19 protein-coding genes are annotated in these 19,550 nt (G+C 43.6%); 18 read left to right on the forward strand and 1 reads right to left on the reverse strand.

Annotated features, from left to right (window positions below):
• Window positions 1-71: 71 nt before the first annotated feature.
• From BUA59_RS00790 to BUA59_RS00830, 9 genes are all read left to right on the forward strand, one after another.
• Entirely contained in the window at window positions 72-1,349 is a 1,278-nt protein-coding gene (locus BUA59_RS00790; RefSeq protein ID WP_072837825.1) for an O-acetylhomoserine aminocarboxypropyltransferase/cysteine synthase family protein, read from the forward strand.
• A gap of 78 nt (window positions 1,350-1,427) precedes the next feature.
• Window positions 1,428-1,631: a DUF1289 domain-containing protein gene (locus tag BUA59_RS00795; protein WP_072837826.1), complete on the forward strand. Its 204-nt coding sequence runs from the start codon at window positions 1,428-1,430 to the stop codon at window positions 1,629-1,631.
• A 207-nt stretch (window positions 1,632-1,838) separates the two neighbouring features.
• Window positions 1,839-2,420: a DedA family protein gene (locus BUA59_RS00800; RefSeq protein WP_217653709.1), complete on the forward strand. Its 582-nt coding sequence runs from the start codon at window positions 1,839-1,841 to the stop codon at window positions 2,418-2,420.
• Window positions 2,417-3,550 (forward strand): D-alanine--D-alanine ligase, encoded by a 1,134-nt coding sequence (locus tag BUA59_RS00805; RefSeq protein ID WP_072837828.1) that lies wholly within the window; start codon window positions 2,417-2,419, stop codon window positions 3,548-3,550. The genes BUA59_RS00800 and BUA59_RS00805 overlap by 4 nt, the downstream gene beginning before the upstream one ends.
• 61 nt (window positions 3,551-3,611) lie before the next feature.
• Window positions 3,612-4,166: a hypothetical protein gene (locus BUA59_RS00810; protein ID WP_072837829.1), complete on the forward strand. Its 555-nt coding sequence runs from the start codon at window positions 3,612-3,614 to the stop codon at window positions 4,164-4,166.
• Window positions 4,167-4,168: 2 nt separating this feature from the next.
• Window positions 4,169-4,939, forward strand: coding sequence for an NRDE family protein (locus tag BUA59_RS00815; protein ID WP_072837830.1), 771 nt, complete (start codon window positions 4,169-4,171; stop codon window positions 4,937-4,939).
• 19 nt (window positions 4,940-4,958) lie between these two features.
• On the forward strand, window positions 4,959-5,402 hold the full coding sequence (locus BUA59_RS00820) for a YHS domain-containing (seleno)protein (RefSeq protein ID WP_072837831.1): 444 nt from the start codon (window positions 4,959-4,961) through the stop codon (window positions 5,400-5,402).
• A gap of 75 nt (window positions 5,403-5,477) precedes the next feature.
• Window positions 5,478-5,930 (forward strand): hypothetical protein, encoded by a 453-nt coding sequence (locus BUA59_RS00825; RefSeq protein ID WP_072837832.1) that lies wholly within the window; start codon window positions 5,478-5,480, stop codon window positions 5,928-5,930.
• A 2-nt stretch (window positions 5,931-5,932) separates the two neighbouring features.
• A complete protein-coding gene (locus BUA59_RS00830; protein WP_072837833.1) occupies window positions 5,933-7,756 on the forward strand; it encodes a bifunctional lysophospholipid acyltransferase family protein/GNAT family N-acetyltransferase in 1,824 nt (607 codons plus the stop codon).
• A 62-nt stretch (window positions 7,757-7,818) separates the two neighbouring features.
• Here BUA59_RS00830 and BUA59_RS00835 read toward each other — a convergent pair whose 3' ends face one another.
• Entirely contained in the window at window positions 7,819-8,637 is an 819-nt protein-coding gene (locus BUA59_RS00835; RefSeq protein ID WP_175550728.1) for an alpha/beta fold hydrolase, read from the reverse strand.
• A 426-nt stretch (window positions 8,638-9,063) separates the two neighbouring features.
• Here BUA59_RS00835 and BUA59_RS00840 point away from each other — a divergent pair, with 426 nt between their 5' ends.
• From BUA59_RS00840 to BUA59_RS00875, 9 genes are all read left to right on the forward strand, one after another.
• Window positions 9,064-10,638, forward strand: a complete 1,575-nt coding sequence (locus tag BUA59_RS00840) for a cytochrome ubiquinol oxidase subunit I (protein WP_072837835.1) — start codon at window positions 9,064-9,066, stop codon at window positions 10,636-10,638.
• 1 nt (window position 10,639) lies between these two features.
• Window positions 10,640-11,776, forward strand: coding sequence for a cytochrome d ubiquinol oxidase subunit II (cydB, locus tag BUA59_RS00845; RefSeq protein WP_072837836.1), 1,137 nt, complete (start codon window positions 10,640-10,642; stop codon window positions 11,774-11,776).
• A gap of 63 nt (window positions 11,777-11,839) precedes the next feature.
• The gene (gene cydX / locus BUA59_RS00850; protein ID WP_072837837.1) at window positions 11,840-11,950 is read left to right on the forward strand and encodes a cytochrome bd-I oxidase subunit CydX; all 111 of its coding nucleotides are present in this window, start codon (window positions 11,840-11,842) and stop codon (window positions 11,948-11,950) included.
• A 5-nt stretch (window positions 11,951-11,955) separates the two neighbouring features.
• Window positions 11,956-13,749 carry a thiol reductant ABC exporter subunit CydD gene (gene cydD, locus BUA59_RS00855; RefSeq protein ID WP_072837838.1) on the forward strand — a complete coding sequence of 598 codons (1,794 nt, stop codon included), beginning with the start codon at window positions 11,956-11,958 and terminating at the stop codon, window positions 13,747-13,749.
• Window positions 13,709-15,376 (forward strand): amino acid ABC transporter ATP-binding/permease protein, encoded by a 1,668-nt coding sequence (locus tag BUA59_RS00860; RefSeq protein WP_245813069.1) that lies wholly within the window; start codon window positions 13,709-13,711, stop codon window positions 15,374-15,376. Before cydD ends, BUA59_RS00860 begins: the two co-directional genes overlap by 41 nt.
• A gap of 1,552 nt (window positions 15,377-16,928) precedes the next feature.
• Window positions 16,929-17,834: a toll/interleukin-1 receptor domain-containing protein gene (locus BUA59_RS00865; protein ID WP_072837839.1), complete on the forward strand. Its 906-nt coding sequence runs from the start codon at window positions 16,929-16,931 to the stop codon at window positions 17,832-17,834.
• Between the two features lie 98 nt (window positions 17,835-17,932).
• A complete protein-coding gene (gene dfrA, locus BUA59_RS00870) occupies window positions 17,933-18,403 on the forward strand; it encodes a trimethoprim-resistant dihydrofolate reductase DfrA (RefSeq protein WP_072837840.1) in 471 nt (156 codons plus the stop codon).
• A gap of 117 nt (window positions 18,404-18,520) precedes the next feature.
• A complete protein-coding gene (locus BUA59_RS23770) occupies window positions 18,521-18,688 on the forward strand; it encodes a hypothetical protein (RefSeq protein WP_175550729.1) in 168 nt (55 codons plus the stop codon).
• A 59-nt stretch (window positions 18,689-18,747) separates the two neighbouring features.
• On the forward strand, window positions 18,748-19,512 hold the full coding sequence (locus BUA59_RS00875) for an SDR family oxidoreductase (RefSeq protein ID WP_072837841.1): 765 nt from the start codon (window positions 18,748-18,750) through the stop codon (window positions 19,510-19,512).
• Window positions 19,513-19,550: the final 38 nt, after the last annotated feature.

Consider the following 19,550-nt stretch of genomic DNA (forward strand, 5'->3'; position numbering starts at 1 on the left):
TTCCAAAGCGTAATAACCTTGTAGTATTATGTCGTTACTTTTTGGGAATAATAAAAATAGGTTTGCTTACCATGAAATTAGAATCTCTTGCACTGCATCACGGTTACACATCTGAAGCTACAACTAAAGCGGCAGCCGTTCCGATTTATCAAACGACATCTTATACCTTTGACGATACCCAACACGGTGCGGATTTATTTGACCTGAAAGTCCAGGGCAACATTTATACCCGTATCATGAACCCAACCACTGACGTTTTAGAGCAGCGTGTTGCAGCAATGGAGGGCGGTATCGCAGCTCTCGCCGTAGCATCAGGTATGGCGGCGATTACTTATGCACTACAGTGTATTTGTGATGTTGGCTCAAATATTGTCAGCACCAGTCAACTTTATGGCGGTACTTACAATTTATTTGCTCATAGTTTCCCAAGACAAGGCATTGAAACCCGCATGGTATCTGCGGACGATCTAGCTGGGTTTGAAGCAGCGATTGATGATAATACTCGCGCTATTTTTTGTGAATCTATCGGTAATCCAGCCGGTAATATAGTTGATATAGAAGCGCTTGCTGCCATTGCTAATAAGCATGGTATCCCACTTATTGTTGATAATACTGTGGCAACACCATTTTTATGTCGTCCTTTTGAATTGGGTGCGCACATCGTGGTGCATTCATTAACAAAATACATTGGCGGTCATGGCACGACAGTAGGCGGTATTATTGTTGACTCAGGTAAGTTTGATTGGGTGGCGAATAAAAAGCGTTTCCCTATGTTGAATGAACCAGATCCCTCCTACCATGACGTTGTTTATACGGAAGCCTTGGGCGCCGCTGCTTATATAGGTCGTTGTCGAGTAGTGCCTTTACGTAATACTGGCGCAGCGTTGTCTCCACACAGTTCATTTTTAATCATGCAAGGTTTGGAAACGCTAGGACTAAGAATGGAGCGCCATTGCTCTAATGCTGAAAAACTAGCGGCATTTTTGCAGAATCACGATAAAGTGAATTGGGTGAATTACGCAGCGTTACCAGATAATAAATACAATGAAATGAGCCAACGAATTACCAGTGGTAAAGCGTCTGGTGTACTAAGTTTTGGTATTAACGGTGGTATCGAAGCTGGAACACAGTTTATTGATGCACTACAAATGGTACTACGCCTCGTCAATATTGGTGACGCTAAATCTCTAGCTTGTCATCCAGCATCAACGACTCACCGTCAGTTGAATGACGAAGAATTAGCAAAAGCTGGCGTTAGCCGCGATCTGGTTCGTATATCTGTCGGTATTGAAAACATCGAAGATATTATTGCGGATATTAGTCAGGCGTTGGACAAGGTAACAGTTTAAAATCCAAACTTAGTTCTACTAAGAGGCTGCGTATTAACGTGGCCTCTTTTGGATTGCGAAAGCAAGAGGTGTAAAGCTATGTCAGCCAATCATGAAACTGATAAAACCATAAAAAGTCCTTGTATTCGACATTGCTGCCTAGATGGCGATGATGTTTGTGTGGGTTGCTATCGAACCATAACTGAAATCATGGATTGGCAAAAATCTACGCAGAGTGAAAAACTGGATATTTTGGCTAACTGCTCAATTCGCAAACAGAAACACGACTCTCTTTATCTTTAACTTCCTCCGATCATTTACTGTATTTTTCTCTCCTTCTAATTCCTCCTAGCTAGTTAAATTTCATTATTTTTAATATTTTTTACTTTTTATAAGTTTTTTAAATAGCGCTGTAAGAAAGTGATTTCTATCTACGTCTAACCCTCAGAAACAAAATAAGGGTGCTTGGATCTTTCCAAGTTTTTAGATGACATGGGTAGGTGGCTTACCTTGATTGCAGAATTACAAGCATGGCTAACATCGGGAACAACATCGCTGGCTTTGTTGTGTGTTGGTATTGTGCTCTTGTCTTATTTACTCGAAGACCTTGCTATTGCAACGGCAGCGACTTTATCTGCTCTCGGTGACATGCCTTCATCACTTGCTCTAATGGCGATTTTTATTGGCATCGCGACAGGGGATTTGGGGTTGTATGTCTTGGGGCGATATACCCGAAAAGTTAGATGGCTGCGTTACCGAGCTTTAAGCAATTCTTCGTTTAAAGTCGTAAGAAAAAAGCTGACCCAGCGTGCTTTTTTGAACCTCTTCTTGATTCGCTTTATTCCCGGTTTAAGGACCATTGGTTTTACCTTGAGCGGTTTTCTCCTCATCCCGTTACCTGTCTTTTTTAGCGCCGTTTTGCTTGCCACGTCTATTTGGACGCTGGTGGTATTCACGCTGATTTACCAAATAGGCAGTAGTGTCTTTATGCAAGTCTCAGAGCTGAAGTGGGTACTTATTCCTTTGGTATTTGGCCTGTTGTTTTTAATAAATCGTTTTCTTAATAAATCGTTTACGCGAGGTATGTCATGAGTGCCATGGTAGAGGGGCAGTTCATTGCGCCGAATAAAATTAATGCTGGAATGCCGCTGCTCCACGTAGAAAAAGAGGCGAGTATTTCGCCATATGAATTCATGCCTGGCTGGTTTTTTTATGCGCCTGTTGTTGTGCAGAGTCTGCTACTCGGTCTTCGTCACGGCGATGTCTGTTTACCATTAATCGCCAATCCGAGCATCAAGCTCAGTGGCATGGTGGGCGAATCTAAAACTGATATTTTGAACTTGGCGGGCCCAGTAGCCAAAAAGTGGATTGAACCTTTTATTACTCTGACAAAAAACCAAGAGAATACAGATACTCAGTTAGAAAGCGCCTTGCAAGCAATGGACGCTGTTCAGTTGTCATTCCCGATTGTGGCTAAGCCAGACTTAGGTTGTCGCGGTGTTGGAGTCAAACTGCTGAAATCCAAAGCACAACTTTATGATTACATCCAAAGCTTCCCTCTATCTGCAAGATTTCTTCTTCAGCGTAAAGCGCCATACCAAGCGGAAGCAGGTGTGTTTTACGTGCGTTATCCGGGGCAGGAACAGGGCCAAGTTATCTCCATTACCTTGAAATACACACCAAGTGTGGTTGGTGATGGAGCGCACAGCTTGAGACAGCTTATTGAGCGTTGTCCGCGTGCGGGTCAGTTAACCCATTTGTACTTCCCGCGTCATACACAAAAGCTGGATTGGGTTCCCGCAGACGGTGAGGAATATCCCCTTGCGTTTGCAGGCAGTCATAGTCGCGGTTCGATTTTTCGCAATGGCAATCAATACATTACTCAAGCGCTAACACGTAAATTGGATGAGATCTTAAAGGACGTCGATGGTTACTACTATGGTCGTTTAGACATCAAGTTTGCCGACATTGAATCCTTTATGACCGGTGAGAATTTTTCCATTTTAGAAATGAATGGCGCGAGTAGTGAGGCAACGCATATTTGGGATCGCAATACCAAGTTATCCGAAATTTTTGGCACCCTGCTCAAACAGTATCGAATCTTGTTTGAGATAGGTGCTTTGCAAAAAAAACGCGGTTTTAAATCACCGCCCCTTCGAGCTTTATTGAAAGCATGGCGAGAAGAAAAAGCTCTGATTCAGCATTATCCCAGCACTGACTGAATGAAATAAAAAAGTGAGTTTGAGGTGTTAGCTAAGGGCAATTTTTGGAAGGAAAGAATTTATGCAATCGGTATTAAAGAATAGAGAAGTAAACGCGTTGCTACCAGCGGATTATTCGCCAACCGTAAAAGGTTGTTTAGAGGTTTTCTCTCAGGCTTCTCGCTGCTTACAGATACTGGATGACGAAGGCTATCAAGCGTCGATAAAGCCTTTCGTTAGCAGCTCTATCGGTGAGCATTTTCGCCATTGGTTGGATGTTTTTAATGCCATATATCGAGCGGGCATTGTGATTGATTACAACCATCGTCGTCGCGGTCATGCGGTAGAAACATCACGTTCTATTGCATTGACTGAAATCGACGAGCTGACAAATTGGCTTACTTCCTTGTCCGTAAAAGAGCTCAAGAAAAACGTGAATGTTTTGACGGAAGTCTCAGTGTCTCATACGCAAGCGTGTCTTATGTCATCGACTTTAGAGCGGGAAATTATTTTCGCTGCGCTACATGCGAATCATCATTTTGCCATGGTGAAAGTCGCCGCAAATTTGATGAATAAGCCAATCGATGACGATTTTGGTATTGCGCCAGCCACAGCAACTTTTTTGCGGGGTCAATAAGTATGTGTTCAGTTTCTTGGTTGGTAGAAGAGTCAGGCTATCAATTATTTTTCAATCGTGATGAGCAAAAAACGCGCGTCGCTGCATTGCCGCCACAGTCTTTTATTCAGCAGGGAACTCAGATTTTGATGCCAGTTGATCCTGTCGGCAAAGGTAGCTGGATCAGTTTGAATGAACAGGGGGTGTCATTGTGTTTACTGAATAACTATCAAGGCAAGAAGCCAGCAGGCGAGCTGATTAGCCGCGGACAACTGTTAAAGCGCTTATCCAGTGCGACAACAGTCGCCCAAGTCGAACAGCAATTTGCTCTGCAGGTTCTTGAGTTGTTTGCGCCTTTTACCTTGCTAGCTTTTGAACTGGGTAATAATAAGGTTAGAGAATTCCAATGGGATGGTGAAAGGGTCTCTATTGCTTATGCCACATCACCGCATTTTTCTTCTGCAGTGGCGTTAGAAAGCGCTGTTGCTTATCGACAATCTATCTATGGCGAACTCGCCGCCAAAACGCCTGTCGATTTGTTGTCCTTTCATTCTCAGCATCATCCAGAACATTCTCACTTATCGGTTTGCATGCATAGAGAAGACGCTGAAACCGTTAGCTTCACTCGCATTCGCGCAGCAAAAGACAATCTTCAAATGAGTTATGCGCCCGGATCGCCTTGCTTGCATTTAACACCAGAAGCGCTGGCGGAACAGACTTATCGTTTTCAAGGCAATCGATTTCGAGACAATCGTTTTCAAGAAAAGGTTCCCCTTGTTGGTATTCCCCTTTAATCAAAGTTTAGGATTTGTTATGACGCGTTTAGTGATGTTTTTAGCCTTGTTTATAAGCAGCCTGGCATTTGCGCAAGATGAAATTTACACAGGTTATTTTAGTAATAAAGCCCTGAGTGGTTATGACACGGTTGCTTATTTTACTGACCAAAAACCGGTCGAAGGTAGCGCTAAGTACGTGACCGAATATAAAGGCGCAGATTGGTATTTTGCCTCGCAACAGCATCTCGATATGTTCAAAGCAGAGCCCGAAAAATACGCTCCTCAATATGGTGGATATTGCGCGTGGGCGGTGTCTGCCAAAAACGATTTTGCCTCTGCTGATCCAAAAGATTGGGCGGTGGTCGACGGCAAGCTTTACTTGAATTATGACGACGATATTAAACGCAAGTGGGATCAAGATCCGGCTTTGCACATCAAGCAAGCGGATGCCAATTGGCCGACTCTTATTGGTAAACCCTGATTCGCAAAAATGATTCGCCAACCCTGATTCGTAAAAACGGATCAAAAATAATATTAAAAAATAAGGTTAATAAAGATGAATAAGCAATTCGTGAAATATGTGCCAACGGTGTTTATCGCCTTTGTGTTTGTGCAGTCACTGTTTTTTAAATTCACTGGTTCCTACGAAACTGATTATATCTTCGGCGTGTTGGGCGCTTGGTCTGGTTTGGAATTCTTCGGGAATTATGGTGGTTATATTATTGGTGTGGCCGAACTGATTACCTCCATTTTGCTCTTTACCCGTTGGCATGGCTTGGGGTCTTTGATGGCGATGGGCATTATGAGTGGTGCGATTATTTTTCACCTGTTTACCCCACTGGGTGTGGTAATGCCTGAGTTTAACGAAGTTGGTGAAGTCGTCGGTAACGACGGTGGTTTGCTGTTTACCATGGCGTGTTTGGTTTGGTTAAGTGCGGCGTTTTTATCGCTTCGGGATTTAAAAAATCCGCAAGGCATCCTAAATAAAATTGTGAATAGCGGAGTCTAATTATGTTAGCCAGTCCTATTCGTTCGCCTAGTTCTTTTCGTTTACCAAGTCCTTTTCGTTTAAAAAGAGTCACGCCATTTGGTGTTGGGGAATCCGTTATTGAATGGGCGACAGGACTCGCTAAATTAGATCGCTTGTATCAACAAAGACCAAGCAGCCAGACCAGTTTTGAATTTATGCGTTATACCCTTGAGGCGTTGGATATTGATTATTCGATTGCAAAAGGCAGCGTAGAAAATATTCCTCAAAAAGGCCCTGTGGTGATAGTAGCTAACCATCCACTTGGAGCGATTGAAGGTGTGGTCTTGGCCGATTTGGTTGGACGAGTTCGAAGTGATGTAAAAGTGCTGGCTAATGAATTGCTTAAGCGTTTGCCGGAAATAAGTGACTTATTTATTGGCGTCGATGTTTTTGGTGGCAAATCGGCACAACGCACCAATGGCAAAGCGATTCGTGATGCTCACCGACATTTGGCTGATGGCGGCGTGCTGATTGTATTTCCTGCTGGGGAAGTATCGACTTATCCGAAAAAATCTAAGGATCAGTCTGCAGAAAAGTCGAGAGAAAAGCAGACATTGGCAGACATTGAATGGAGTCAGTCGGTCGCTAATTTCTTAAAACGCAGCGAAGCGACCACGGTGCCGATTTTTATTAATGGCCAAAACAGCGCGCTCTTTTATCAAGTAGGTCGTATTCATCCTTTGTTGCGAACCGCTATGTTGGGAAGGGAGCTACTTAATAAGAAATCCTCGGTGATTGAGATTTCCATTGGCAGTGCCATGCCGTTTTCGGAGGTGAGTCAGTTTGAGAGCAACCAAGATCTTGTTAGTTACTTGCGCTTAAACACCTACTTAATGAGTCCTCAACATGCTCAGGAACGTGTGTTCCAGCATGGCAGCACAGATTTGCCAATCATTGCGCCAGTTGATCAAGATTTATTAGAAGAAGAAATTGCCAGTCTGCCAGGCGAGATGCTGTTGTTACAACAAGGCGAGTTCAGTGTTTATTGTGCCCCAACGCAATCGATCCCTTTACTGATGCAAGAAATTGGTCGTATTCGAGAAGAAAATTTTCGTGCTGTGGGCGAGGGAAGTGGTTTAGCCTGTGACGTGGACGAATACGATCTTTATTACCACCAATTGTTTGTTTGGCATCATGGTAATAAAGAAGTCGTCGGTGCCTATCGAATGGGGCTGGTGGATAAACTTATTGAAGCACATGGTTTAAAAGGTTTGTACTCACGCAGCTTGTTTAACTATGACCAAGCTTTTATCGACAGCCTAGATCACAGCATTGAAATGGGGCGATCTGTTGTCGCGGCTAAGTATCAAAAGAACTTAAATTCACTGCTTTTACTTTGGAAAGGCATTGCGACCTTTGCCTATCGAAACCCCAAATATACGCATTTATTCGGTCCTGTGAGCATCAGTAATGATTACAGCCATACGGCACGTCAGTTAATCGCCGCGACTTTGTCGATCCATTATTACGACAAAGAGAAAGCCAGTTTAGTGATGCCATCGACGCCACTACGAAACAGTGGCTCGGTATTTTGGCAACCTAATTTATTATCATCGTTGGCGAGTGTTACGCTGCTTTCTAAAGTTTTATCGAGAATGGAGCAGGGCAAAGGCTTGCCTGTATTGATTCGTCAGTACTTAAAAATGAACGGCAAGTTAGTGTGTTTTAACGTCGATCCAGCGTTTCATTATTCATTGGATGGATTGATTGTGGTGAATTTAAAAGATGTGCCTTTATCGATTCTGGCTAAATACATGGGACAGGATGAAGCTAAAATTTATTTAAGTGATACGCCTAAAGTGTGAACGCCAAATTAAAATAAGGGGACTTAGCAGTAGTAAGTAATAACGATGTAAGATCATCGCTGTTACTTACTACGAGTGTTCATTTCGCGAATGATTTCAATGACCTTATCTGGATACTGCAGATTTATGATGTGTCCCGCACCTTCAATCCACTCTACTTTTAGCTCACTATTTTTAAATAAGCTTGTGGCGTAAGTCGCACTTGCTGGATCGACCAAGGTATCGTTTGTGCCTTGCAGAATAGTAATGGGTGTCGTTAATTCACTCAGATTGTTTTGGGCTGCTTCTAAGCTGCTAGTTAGATCTAATACTTCCATATTGGAGTGGTTCCACATATCTGAGATCAGAAAATTTGGTGTCCAATCGAGTAGCGTATTATACCAACGAGCCTTTGCTAGTTCTGGTTTTAGATCACCAGCTAGAATCACCACACCACGAACAAAGTCAGGGTGATCTGCTGCTAAAATAGGCACCAAAGAGGCTCCTAGAGAATGACCAACCAAGATGATTTTTTGTTTTCCATTACGCTCCCAAATATTTTCTAGCATCGGGCCGATCATAGCTGATTGAGTTTGTAACTTAGTTGGAAAGTCCCCAGCATAAGTCGATTTCCCCCAGCCCGGTCTATCTATAGAGATAAGACGAAAGCTTTGTTTGAGTTTAGCGTCTTGAAAATAGCGGGCAAAAGAAGTCCAATCTCCCGGTGTGCCATGAACAAACACTATGGTATCGCGCGGTTTTTCACTTGGGTCACTGCTGGCGTAGTGAAGCTTAAAATCGCCATCAGGGCCTTCCATATACAAAACATGATCTTGAATGAGCCCCGGCGTATTTATAACCTGTTGAGCAATACCTTCATTTTCTTTTATTTCTTTAGGCATGCTACAAGCAGCTAAAAAAAAAGTCGACAGACAGATAAAACAGAGCTTTAAGTAAGAATGTATAGTGTTCAAAATTAATCTCATTGATGAGGTTCCAAAATAAGAAAAATGGCTCTGTGTGAAAATAATTCGTTTGTGCTAATGATTATACATTTTATACGTTAATACTTGCCTATCATTTTTGTGTCGCCCTCCCGAACTAATTAATTTCTCGATTAATCACACCTTTTTTACTACTTATTTCTTTCACTCTCTTTATCTTGATCTAACGCAATGTTTTGGATCGCAACTACACTCATAATCCAGCCTTATAGTAAGCCTTATAATTTTTTGAGGCTTCGGTGGGCGTTGGATAACAAGAACACTCAATGAAATAAGTGTCTACGATCGTCTTTTTTCTCAATCAAATGAATGGGTTGAAGTTATATGATTAACGAAGCTGTAGTGGAATTATCGCGATTTCAGTTTGCTTTCACTGCTCTGTACCACTATTTGTTTGTCCCGTTAACACTAGGGATGTCTTTCTTACTTGCGATCATGGAGTCCGTCTATGTCATAACAGGTAAGCAAGTCTACAAAGACATGGTTAAGTTCTGGGGTAAATTGTTTGGTATTAACTTTGCGCTAGGCGTAACAACAGGTTTGACGATGGAGTTCCAGTTCGGGACTAACTGGTCTTACTACTCGCATTACGTTGGCGATATTTTTGGTGCACCTTTGGCCATTGAAGGCTTGATGGCTTTCTTCCTTGAATCGACGTTAGTTGGTTTGTTCTTCTTTGGTTGGGATCGCCTAAGCAAAGTGAAGCACTTGGTAGTGACTTGGGGCGTGGCGCTAGGTTCTAACTTGTCGGCTTTGTGGATCTTAATTGCCAACGGTTGGATGCAGAATCCTGTAGGTTCAGAGTTCAACTACGAAACAATGAGAATGGAATTGGTTGATTTCGGTGCTTTATTGTTTAACCCAGTTGCGCAGGTGAAATTTGTTCACACTGTATCAGCAGGTTACACAACGGGTGCGATATTCGTTCTTGTTATTTCAAGCTACTACTTATTAAAAGGCCGTGACCTTGCTTTTGCTCGTCGCTCATTTGCGATTGCTTCTGCGTTTGGTTTGGCGTCTATCTTGAGCGTTATCCTTCTAGGTGACGAATCAGGTTACGAGCTAGGCGAAGTGCAAAAAGTGAAATTGGCTGCGGTTGAAGCTGAGTGGGAAACACAGCCTGCGCCTGCGGACTTCACGCTAATCGGCTTCCCGAACCAAGAGCTTCAAGAAACCGAGTACGCGATAAAAATCCCAGGCTTAATGGGCTTGATCGCGACGCGCTCCCTCGACAAAGAAGTAGAGGGCATCAAAGAGCTGAAAGAGCATAACCGCCAACGTATTATCAATGGTATTTATGCAAACCAGTTGCTTGAAAAATTGCGTAGTGGTTCAACGGATCCGCTGGTAAAAGAGAACTTCGAGAAAGTGAAAGACGATCTTGGTTACGGTTTGCTAGTAACCGCATTTAACGAAGACATTAACAAGGTGACCTCTGAAGAGATCGATCAGGCGGTAGAGTATTCTATTCCTCAAGTTGCGCCGTTGTTCTTTGCCTTCCGTATCATGGTTGGTTGTGGCTTCGTGATGTTGATTGTTTTCGCTGCTGCTTTCTATCAAAACGCACGTCGTCGTATTGGTAACAATCCTCTGTTCCTTAAGTTCATTATGTTGTGCTTGCCTCTGCCTTGGATTGCGAATGAAGCAGGCTGGTTTGTTGCAGAATATGGCCGTCAGCCATGGGCGATTGGTGAGATTTTACCTGTTCACGTTGCGGTATCCAGTTTAACGGCTACTGAGATTTGGATAACGATTGCTGGTTTTGCCGTGTTGTATACCACGTTCTTGATTGCCGAGATGTACTTGATGATTCGTTTTGCTAAGCAAGGTCCTTCTAGCTTACATACTGGTCGTTATGCACTTGAACAAGAAACGTCTCAGCTAAAACAAGAGGTGTAAGATGGATTACGAATTATTAAAAGTCATTTGGTGGGTATTGATCGGTGTTCTACTGATCGGATTCTCTGTGACAGACGGTTTTGATATGGGTGTTGGTAGCTTGTTGAAAGTGATCGGCGGTACTGATTCAGAACGTCGTATTATGATCAACTCGATTGCACCCCATTGGGACGGCAACCAAGTTTGGTTTATCACAGCGGGTGGTGCTTTGTTTGCTGCTTGGCCTGTGGTTTACGCAACATCTTTCTCTGGTTTTTACTTTGCGATGATGTTGGTGTTGGCGGCGTTATTCTTCCGTCCAATCGGCTTCGATTACCGTTCTAAACTTGAAAATACAAAATGGCGTACTAGCTGGGATTGGGGGATTACCTTTGGTTCTGCTGTACCACCTATTATTTTCGGTGTGGCATTTGGTAACTTGTTGCAAGGCGTTCCATTTGAGTTTGACCAATATTTGCGTGCGACTTATACCGGTTCTTTCTTTGCACTACTAAACCCATTTGCGATTGTCTGTGGTTTGGTTAGCTTGCTAATGTTAATGACGCAAGGCGGTGCTTGGTTGCAGATGAAAACAGATGATGCCTTGCTTGTAAAAGCCAGTCGTGTCACTGCGATAACTGGTGCATTAGCGGCTGTGTTGTTTATTTTAGCAGGCGTGTGGTTGGCTTACGGCATCGATGGTTATGTCATTACCAGTGTCATTGATGGCAATAAAGTCATGACACCATTAATGAAAACAGCAGAAGTACAGCCTGGTGCATGGTTAGCAAACTATGAAAAAGTGCCTGCGCTTATGTTGGCTCCTCTCATTGGTATTGCGGGTATGTTGTTTGCTGCACTGGCGAGTGTAATGAAAAAAGGCGCATTGGCTTTCTTGAGTTCATCATTAGGTATTGCCGGCATTATCGTTACCGCTGGTGGATCAATGTTCCCATTCTTGATGCCTTCTTCAAGCTACCCAAGCATGAGTTTGACTATGTGGGATGCGACGTCGAGTGAGAAAACCATGATGATCATGTTTGTTGTGGCTTGTATCTTTGTGCCAATCGTTCTTGCCTATACCTTATGGAATTACTTTGTAATGTATGGTCGTTTGACGAAGAAACACATCGAAGAAAACAATCATTCACTTTACTAGTCATTGGCAAAGAAGATAGAGCTCGCAGAGCTCTATCTTTAGTAACAAATAGAGGAATAAGTTATGTGGTATTTTGCTTGGGTTCTTGGCGTATTGTTGGCCTGTTCATTCGGCATCATCAATGCGGTTTGGTTAGAATTTAGTGGTTACGAAGGTGAAGAGGAGCAAAAGTAAGCCTTATGACGAGAGAGAAGGGAGCACAAAAAACTCGTCGAACTGGTCGAATTAAAACACCGGAAGCGGTATTTTTGGGACAGTTAGCGAATCAGCAGTCATCAAAATACCGTCTTGCACAAGGCTTCGGTGTTCTGTTTGCCGTGTCTTTGGTGTTGCAGGCTTGGGCGCTAGCGAATGTATTTTCAGATATGGCGCTGCACCAGTCTTTTTCTATATCTCTCTTAGTCGTTGGTTTATTTGCTCTACTAATCCGTGCCTTGGCTAACTTTGGTCGAGAACGTATTTGCACTAGCGCAAGCCGTGATATTCGTTACGGCTTGCGAGGTAAATTGGTGTCGCATCTGACAAATCTTGGGCCAGCGCGCTTAAGAATCGAAGAAGATGCGGCGCTTTCTACTCGTGTTTACGAACAAGTAGACGCGTTAGATGATTTCTTTAGTCGCTATAAACCACAAGTGTTTATGGTGACCTTAATTCCTTGTGTGATCCTACTCTCCGTTGTTTCTATTTCTTGGATCGCCTTCTTTGTTTTCATGATGACCGCGCCTTTGGTCATTATCTTCATGATCTTTGTCGGCCACAAAGCCGCACAAGCCAACCGTCGGCAATTTAATGTATTGGCCATGTTGTCCAATCAATTTATGGACTTGAACCAAGGTCTTGCCGAATTAAAACGCCTGAATAGAACTAATGAAGCACGAGAACGTTTGTCTGATAGTGCCAATGCCTATCAGAAAACCACCATGAGTGTTTTGGTGTTGGCATTTCTATCTACCGCCACCCTTGAGCTTTTCGCATCATTGTCTATCGCCATGATTGCCTTGTATTTAGGGCTTGGCTTATTGGAAGTCTTGCCATGGCAAGTCGGATCATCACCTGTTACCTTGACTCAAGCCATGTTCCTTTTATTGCTCGCGCCTGAATTTTATTTACCCTTGCGTCAGCTGGGTAACGATTACCACGCCAAGCAAAAAGCCGAAGCCGCCGCGACCGATTTATTAGAGATTTTAAACGCGGCGGTTCATACCGCTGCCTCGCAAGAAGAAGTAAGTCGTGTTGCTGGATCGAATAATGCTGCAACCACCAATCAACTGACATCTATACAGTTTGAAAACCTAAGTTGGCGAGAAGACGGTCGTTATCGATTAGCGCCAATCACCGCGACAATTAACAAAGGCGAACGCGTCTGGTTGAGCGGTGAATCGGGCGTTGGGAAATCCAGTCTCTTGCATCTTTTACTGGGTTTTGAAGAAAACTACCAAGGAATGTTTCTCGTGAACAGTCAGCCGTTTGGTGAACTGGATTTGGCCTCTTGGCGAGCAAAACTCGCTTGGTTGCCACAAACACCAGAATGGGTAAACGGCAGCATTCGTCGTAATTTACTTTTGGGTCTTGGCAGCAAAGAGGGAGCAGCGCTTCCAAGTGAAGACGAGATAAATGCCGCGCTGCGAGAAAGCCAATGTGATGACTTTATTCAAGCGTTACCAGCAGGACTGGAAACTAAACTAACCGAGCTAGGCGCAGGGCTGTCTGGCGGACAAATGCAGCGTCTTTCTATTGCCCGAGCTTTATTGTCAAAAGCGGATATGTGGCTGCTTGATGAACCTTGTTCTGGCCTCGATAAAGAAACCGCTCAAACGGTGCTTGAGACGTTGGAAAAAGCATCAAAAGGCAAAACCTTACTCATCGTTAGCCATGACACGCATCCCATTGCATGGGTCGACAAACATTGGGCGTTAACCAAAGGAGGCTTGCATGAGCAGTCACGCAAAGAAAACCGCCAAGCTATCGCTTAAGCGCCTTTTATTGGCGAATCCTTGGGGATTTATCATTCCCGTTATGACTGGCATCGCCGCGACCTTGGCGGGTGTTGCGCTGTTAGGCATATCCGGTTGGTTTATTTCTGCTGCGGGTCTTGCGACGGCACTGGGTGGCGCGCTAGCTTTCAACTATTTAACGCCCGGCGCTATCGTGCGAGGCATGGCAATCCTCAGAACAGCAGGGCGTTATGGCGAACAAGTTACCGCGCATAATCATTTATTGGGATTACTGCGAACTTTGCGTCTTTGGGTATGGGATCAACGAGTCGCGAAAGACGTGGCGAACCTTCATGAACAAAGCCGTGGCGATTTGCTACAGCGACTAGTCAGCGATCTTGACCAAATTATTCGTTGGCCTTTGGTCGTCTTCCTGCCTTGGATCTATGCGTTATTGGCGTATGCCGCTGTAGCGATTTTTGCCTACTTCATCTTGCCCTCGTTACTGTGGCCATTATCTATTGCTGCGCTATTTCATGTTTTCGTTGTGCCTTATGTATGTGGGCATTTTGCCAGCCATGCGGTGCACGTTGGGCAGATTTTAGGTGTCCACCGTCGTAGTCGCTTTGTCAGTTTGTTTTCTGCTTTGATTACTTTGACCATTCGTGGACATTGGGGAGATTACGCGCAACGCCTTGGTGAACTGGACGAACGACAACGGCGCATGGAAATTCGTATCCAGCAAGCCGTGAGTTTGGGTCGATTATTGGCTTATGGTGTGACTATTATCCTACTTGCTAGCAGCTTCTATTTATTGGGCAGCTTTGATGCAGAAACGAGTCGTTGGACATTATTAGACGGTGTTCAAGGCACTTGGGTTGTGGGGTTTGTCTTATCTTTATTAGCAGTGAATGAGCTGGTATTGCCCTTAGTGCAATCCTTTGTCGCACAAGGTCAGTCTCAGGTTGGCCTACGTCGTTTAAATCAATTACATCAAGATGCCAAAGTCCAACCAGAAAGCAAAACACAAGCGATTCATCGCATGTCATTCAAACATTGGCGTGGCTTTCATGCCTCAAGTGGCATGGGCAATCAGGCAATTGATTTTTGTGTTCAAACTAGTGAATCAATATGGCTTCGTGGCGCCAGCGGTTCAGGCAAATCTACCTTATTGGCCTCCATTGCAGGCGACTGCTTGTCCTCTGGTGATGCATTAATTAACAATGAAAAATGCGACCTTTACAGCAACCAATCGTACCAAGCACAGCTAAGCTACTTACCCCAATCTCCCTATATCTTCCAACAAAGCATTGGCGCGAACTTACGCCTTGGCAACCCAGAATCAACCGACGACGAACTCTGGTCTGTATTGGAAGCCGTCGCCCTAGCTGAATGGGCACGCAACCTACCCAATGGCTTGGAAACCTTACTTAGCTCACAAGGCCGCAACCTTTCTGGCGGACAACGTAAACGCCTCGCGTTGGCGCGCCTGCTGCTAAGACAGTCTCCCGTCTTACTACTAGACGAACCCTTTGATGGACTAGACAAAGCTACCATTGAGACTATTTGTCACTCGCTTCAGAGCGACTACAAACCGGATATTTTGATTCTCGTCAGTCACGTTAGCAGTCGCATCGGCGACAGCTCAAGAGTTATAGAGCTTTAGCTCTATAACTCCCTAGCTAATCGTAGGGCATCATAAGCGCAGCGTAATGTGCCGTTGAAAGCGAAGCTTTCATTGTGGGTCGCGGCTTTAGGCCGACGCGGAATTCATGTTCCATTCAAACGTTTTATATTCCCGGCCCTTTTTCCGCTCTGCTGAGCGGGTAACTTTTTGCTAGCGCCCAAAAAGTAACCAAAAATTCGCTTTACGATCTTTAATGCCTGATTTTCCTCATAGGAGCATGATTGCTACCTACGCTCGTTATATCGTAAGGCATAGATTGGCCTTGCTGTTCGAGAGAGTCTTTCTGTTAATGACCCTGAAACTCCATAAAGTCGCGCAACTTCGTCGTGTCGAACTGACTTCTTGGGTACTAAATTCCCTCCCCTTATGTCTTCCAAGGGGAGGGTTAGGGTGGGGTTGTTCTTTGGGGCTTCAAATGTATTTGCTTCCTCTCAATTGCTTTTAACTGCAGGTTTATTCCGCTCTGCTGAGCGGGTAACTTTTTGCAAGCGCCCAAAAAATAACCAAAAATTCGCTTTATCGGGCTATCGCCCAAACGTCTAATTTATTTTGTTTAAGGTAGCGTTTAGCAACACGACTTTTACCGTAAGGCATGGATTGTTCAATTGGTGGGAGATAAACCTTCAAACAATGACTCTGAAACTCCATAAAGTCGCGCAATCGGGATTGCGTCGAACTGACTTCATCGTAGCCATTCGTGTAAAACCAAAGCGTAGGGCATCATAAGCGCAGCGTAATGTGCCGATTGAAAGCGAAGCTTTCATTGTGGGTCACGGCTTTATCCCGACGTGGAATTCATGTCCCATTCAAAACGTTTTGTATTCCCGACCTTTTTTCCGCACTTTAATTCAGGGAAAAGCTGAGCGGGTAACTTTTGCCAAACGACGCAAAAGTAACAAAAAGGTCTCTTTGTCGGGCTTTCGCCCAAACGTCTCATTCAATTTGTTTAAGGTAGCGTTTAGCAACACGACTTTTACCGTAAGGCATAGATTGTTTATTTGCTGGGAAGTAGATCCTCAAACAATGACTCTGAAACTCCATAAAGTCGCGCAACTTCGTCGCGTCGAACTGACTTCACCGTAGTAAAACCAAAGCGTAGGGCATCATAAGCGCAGCGTAATGTGCCGTTGAAAGCGAAGCTTTCATTGTGGGTCGCATTTTCTTCTCGACAAACAATGGCCCCAGATCTAATAAAGAAAATGTATTTTATGTCTGCATATACAGTTTATTTTTTAATAGAGAACTTCCTTGCGCGTTTAGCCACTTTAAATAAACCAATTGTACGCGTTTTGTACTGGTAGAAAGTAAGAAAGTCTTTTAGTATCAATGAATAAGGATTCATAGAGCAGAAATAACGTGCTGTGGATAAATGAAATAACGCGCACGCTCGTTTTTCCAGTTTTAGACTTTGTCAATATCTATATTTATGTCTTTAAGGTCAGTGACTTATAGTGATGCTAAGGCAGTTTCTGAAATATGTAAACGCGCATGCGCATTAAAAAAATGTTAAATGAAATCGAGCGGAAAAAGTATGTCACAGGAAAAAAGTATAAGAATCTATATTGATAATTTTGTTGGTGATGACGGCGAAGCTTTTGCGACAACTTTGAAAGAAAAGCTGGCGGGATTGAAAATTGATTCGATGTATGAAACTTTCAGTTTTACTGACCTAGGTGAAGGAAATGAAGCAGATCCAAATAATGAAGCTAATACTATAAGCGCAATCAATAATTCTGATATCGTCATTCCGATAGTCACTACTAGTTTTATAAGTTATGTAACCCCGAGGATAGAGTATGCTTATAATTCTATTATTGGTTCTAAAAATCGATACTTTTTTCCAGTATTACTAAAGGCGACAGACTGGAGTAGTCATGAATGGCTAGTGAGGTCTCAGCTAATCCCTAGAGATGCCACCCCGCTTTATGAGCACAGCGATAATGAACAAGAAAATTCAATTAATGAGCTAATCAAGTCCGTTAAGACCTCAATTGTGAGGTTATCAAAAGAATTTCATGAAGATGTAGAAAAGCCAGCAGCACAAGGTAATGGAAAAGGTCTTGTTTTTATTTCACATGATCACGACGATGCAGACTTTGCAGAGTTATTGAAATTAAGACTAGAAAAAGAAGGAATTGAAAGTTGGATAGATACAGAAAGGCTTAAAATTGGCCAAGATTGGAGAGAAGAAATTGACCAAGGCATTAAAGATAGCGTGGCTGTAATAGCCATTATGACTCCGGAAGCTAGAAAATCTGAATATGTTACCTATGAATGGGCATTTGCATGGGGGAAAGGGAAAAAGATATTCCCTCTAATGCTAAAACAAACACAATTGCACCCAAGACTTGAGTCCTTACAATATTTGAACTTTACAAATAACCCAACTAGGCCTTGGGAAGAATTGATCTCTTCAATACGAGAGGTTATCAATTGAGGGTAGATCATTTAACAAGTCAATCAACTTCGCGCCTTCGGCGCCGGACGCAGCAAAGCTGCGCAGGTTATTGAGGCGTTAACCCTCACTGGAGTCGTATGAAATTATCGTTAATCGCAGCAGTTTCTGAAAATGGTGTGATAGGCTCAGGCTTAGATATACCTTGGTCTGTTAAAGGTGAGCAGTTGCTGTTTAAAGCTATGACATATAATCAATGGTTAATTGTTGGTAGAAAGACTTTTGAGTCTATGGGGAAGCTCCCAAATAGAAAATATGCGGTAATTACTCGCTCTGGGTTAAAATCAGACGATAAAGATGTATTCTATTTTTCATCAATTGATAATGCATTATCTACACTGAAAAATGTTACCGACCATGCATTTGTGTCTGGTGGTGGAGAAATTTATAAAGCACTTATCCATCGCGCCGATTCACTGCACATATCGACTGTCCATACAGATATTGACGGTGATGTGTTTTTTCCTCAAGTTCCTGATGGCTATAGTGAAGTATTCAAACAACGATTTAGTTCAAACTTAGATTATACGTATCGCATTTGGCAAAAGTAGATTTAGGGTCAAAAGTAGATTTAGCCATAAGAAGCGGTGGCAGTTTTGGAGATAGAGTTTTTATCAGTCCCAACCCCCCCTAAGAACCCCAGCATTCCATATCAAACCGGAGACAAAATGGATTTAGTCTTACCATCCTCAAAATATATCCAAAGCTATAACGAATACATCGAAGAGTTGGGTGATGAAGTTCGTTATCCTTTTCCTATGGGTTTTGATCATCAAGATATAGCACAATTGAAATACAGCAAGATTCGGGTCGGCAGTCATCATTTCGTTTCCTAATATGACATCTGTTCGGGCACGTGCCCTTTAATTGTCAGCAGAAATAGGAGAAATAATCGATGAACATACTGGCCAACAAAGTTGCTATTGTTACCGGTGCCAGCACTGGTATTGGCTACGCAACTGCGAAGCTTTTTGCGAAAGAAGGTGCTGCCGTCGTGGTGGCTGCACGGCGACAAACAGAGCTTGATGATCTTGCGGGCTCAATCAATGCGGAAGGAGGGCGGGCGCTGGCATTAGCGGGTGACGTTGGTGATGAAGCTTTTGCCAAAGCTCTGGTAGATAAGGCGGTAAGTCACTTTGGTGGATTAGATATCGCTTTCAACAATGCAGCTATCTTAGGTGCTATGGGCCCTGTCTCGGAGATGTCGCAAACGGATTGGAATCAGGTCATTGCGACGAACTTAACCAGTGCATTTTTGGCGGCAAAGTACCAATTGCCTGCTATGGAAGCCCGAAAAGGAGGTTCGTTAATTTTTACCTCTACCTTTGTTGGTTACACCGCAGGTATGCCAGGCATGGTGGCCTATGCAGCCAGTAAAGCTGGTCTTATTGGGTTGACTCAAGTGCTGGCAACAGAGCATGGGCCTCAGAACATCCGAGTTAATGCTCTTCTGCCTGGTGGCACCGATACGGCAGCGGGACGTGAGTTTGCCAATACGCCAGAAGCATTGGCGTTTGTACGCAACCTGCATGCTCTTAAGCGTATGGCGACACCAGATGAAATTGCTCAGTCCGCATTGTATTTAGCATCCGATGCCTCGAGTTTTACAACGGGTTCCGCGATGTTGGTAGATGGCGGTGTTTCCATAAATCGTGTCTGAGAGAGGTCGCGCCATGTCGGATTATGATCGAATTGCAA

Source organism: Marinomonas polaris DSM 16579 (assembly GCF_900129155.1).
In the GTDB taxonomy this organism is placed as follows: domain Bacteria; phylum Pseudomonadota; class Gammaproteobacteria; order Pseudomonadales; family Marinomonadaceae; genus Marinomonas; species Marinomonas polaris.

Bases quoted from the DNA above. Each gene is read 5' to 3' on its own strand.
- BUA59_RS00790 (WP_072837825.1), top strand. From the start codon at position 72: ATGAAATTAGAATCTCTTGCACTGCATCACGGTTACACATCTGAAGCT.
- BUA59_RS00795 (WP_072837826.1), top strand. From the start codon at position 1,428: ATGTCAGCCAATCATGAAACTGATAAAACCATAAAAAGTCCTTGTATT.
- BUA59_RS00805 (WP_072837828.1), top strand. From the start codon at position 2,417: ATGAGTGCCATGGTAGAGGGGCAGTTCATTGCGCCGAATAAAATTAAT.
- BUA59_RS00810 (WP_072837829.1), top strand. From the start codon at position 3,612: ATGCAATCGGTATTAAAGAATAGAGAAGTAAACGCGTTGCTACCAGCG.
- BUA59_RS00815 (WP_072837830.1), top strand. From the start codon at position 4,169: ATGTGTTCAGTTTCTTGGTTGGTAGAAGAGTCAGGCTATCAATTATTT.
- BUA59_RS00820 (WP_072837831.1), top strand. From the start codon at position 4,959: ATGACGCGTTTAGTGATGTTTTTAGCCTTGTTTATAAGCAGCCTGGCA.
- BUA59_RS00825 (WP_072837832.1), top strand. From the start codon at position 5,478: ATGAATAAGCAATTCGTGAAATATGTGCCAACGGTGTTTATCGCCTTT.
- BUA59_RS00830 (WP_072837833.1), top strand. From the start codon at position 5,933: ATGTTAGCCAGTCCTATTCGTTCGCCTAGTTCTTTTCGTTTACCAAGT.
- BUA59_RS00835 (WP_175550728.1), bottom strand. From the start codon at position 8,637: ATGCCTAAAGAAATAAAAGAAAATGAAGGTATTGCTCAACAGGTTATA.
- BUA59_RS00840 (WP_072837835.1), top strand. From the start codon at position 9,064: ATGATTAACGAAGCTGTAGTGGAATTATCGCGATTTCAGTTTGCTTTC.
- cydB (WP_072837836.1), top strand. From the start codon at position 10,640: ATGGATTACGAATTATTAAAAGTCATTTGGTGGGTATTGATCGGTGTT.
- cydX (WP_072837837.1), top strand. From the start codon at position 11,840: ATGTGGTATTTTGCTTGGGTTCTTGGCGTATTGTTGGCCTGTTCATTC.
- cydD (WP_072837838.1), top strand. From the start codon at position 11,956: ATGACGAGAGAGAAGGGAGCACAAAAAACTCGTCGAACTGGTCGAATT.
- BUA59_RS00860 (WP_245813069.1), top strand. From the start codon at position 13,709: ATGAGCAGTCACGCAAAGAAAACCGCCAAGCTATCGCTTAAGCGCCTT.
- BUA59_RS00865 (WP_072837839.1), top strand. From the start codon at position 16,929: ATGTCACAGGAAAAAAGTATAAGAATCTATATTGATAATTTTGTTGGT.
- dfrA (WP_072837840.1), top strand. From the start codon at position 17,933: ATGAAATTATCGTTAATCGCAGCAGTTTCTGAAAATGGTGTGATAGGC.
- BUA59_RS23770 (WP_175550729.1), top strand. From the start codon at position 18,521: ATGGATTTAGTCTTACCATCCTCAAAATATATCCAAAGCTATAACGAA.
- BUA59_RS00875 (WP_072837841.1), top strand. From the start codon at position 18,748: ATGAACATACTGGCCAACAAAGTTGCTATTGTTACCGGTGCCAGCACT.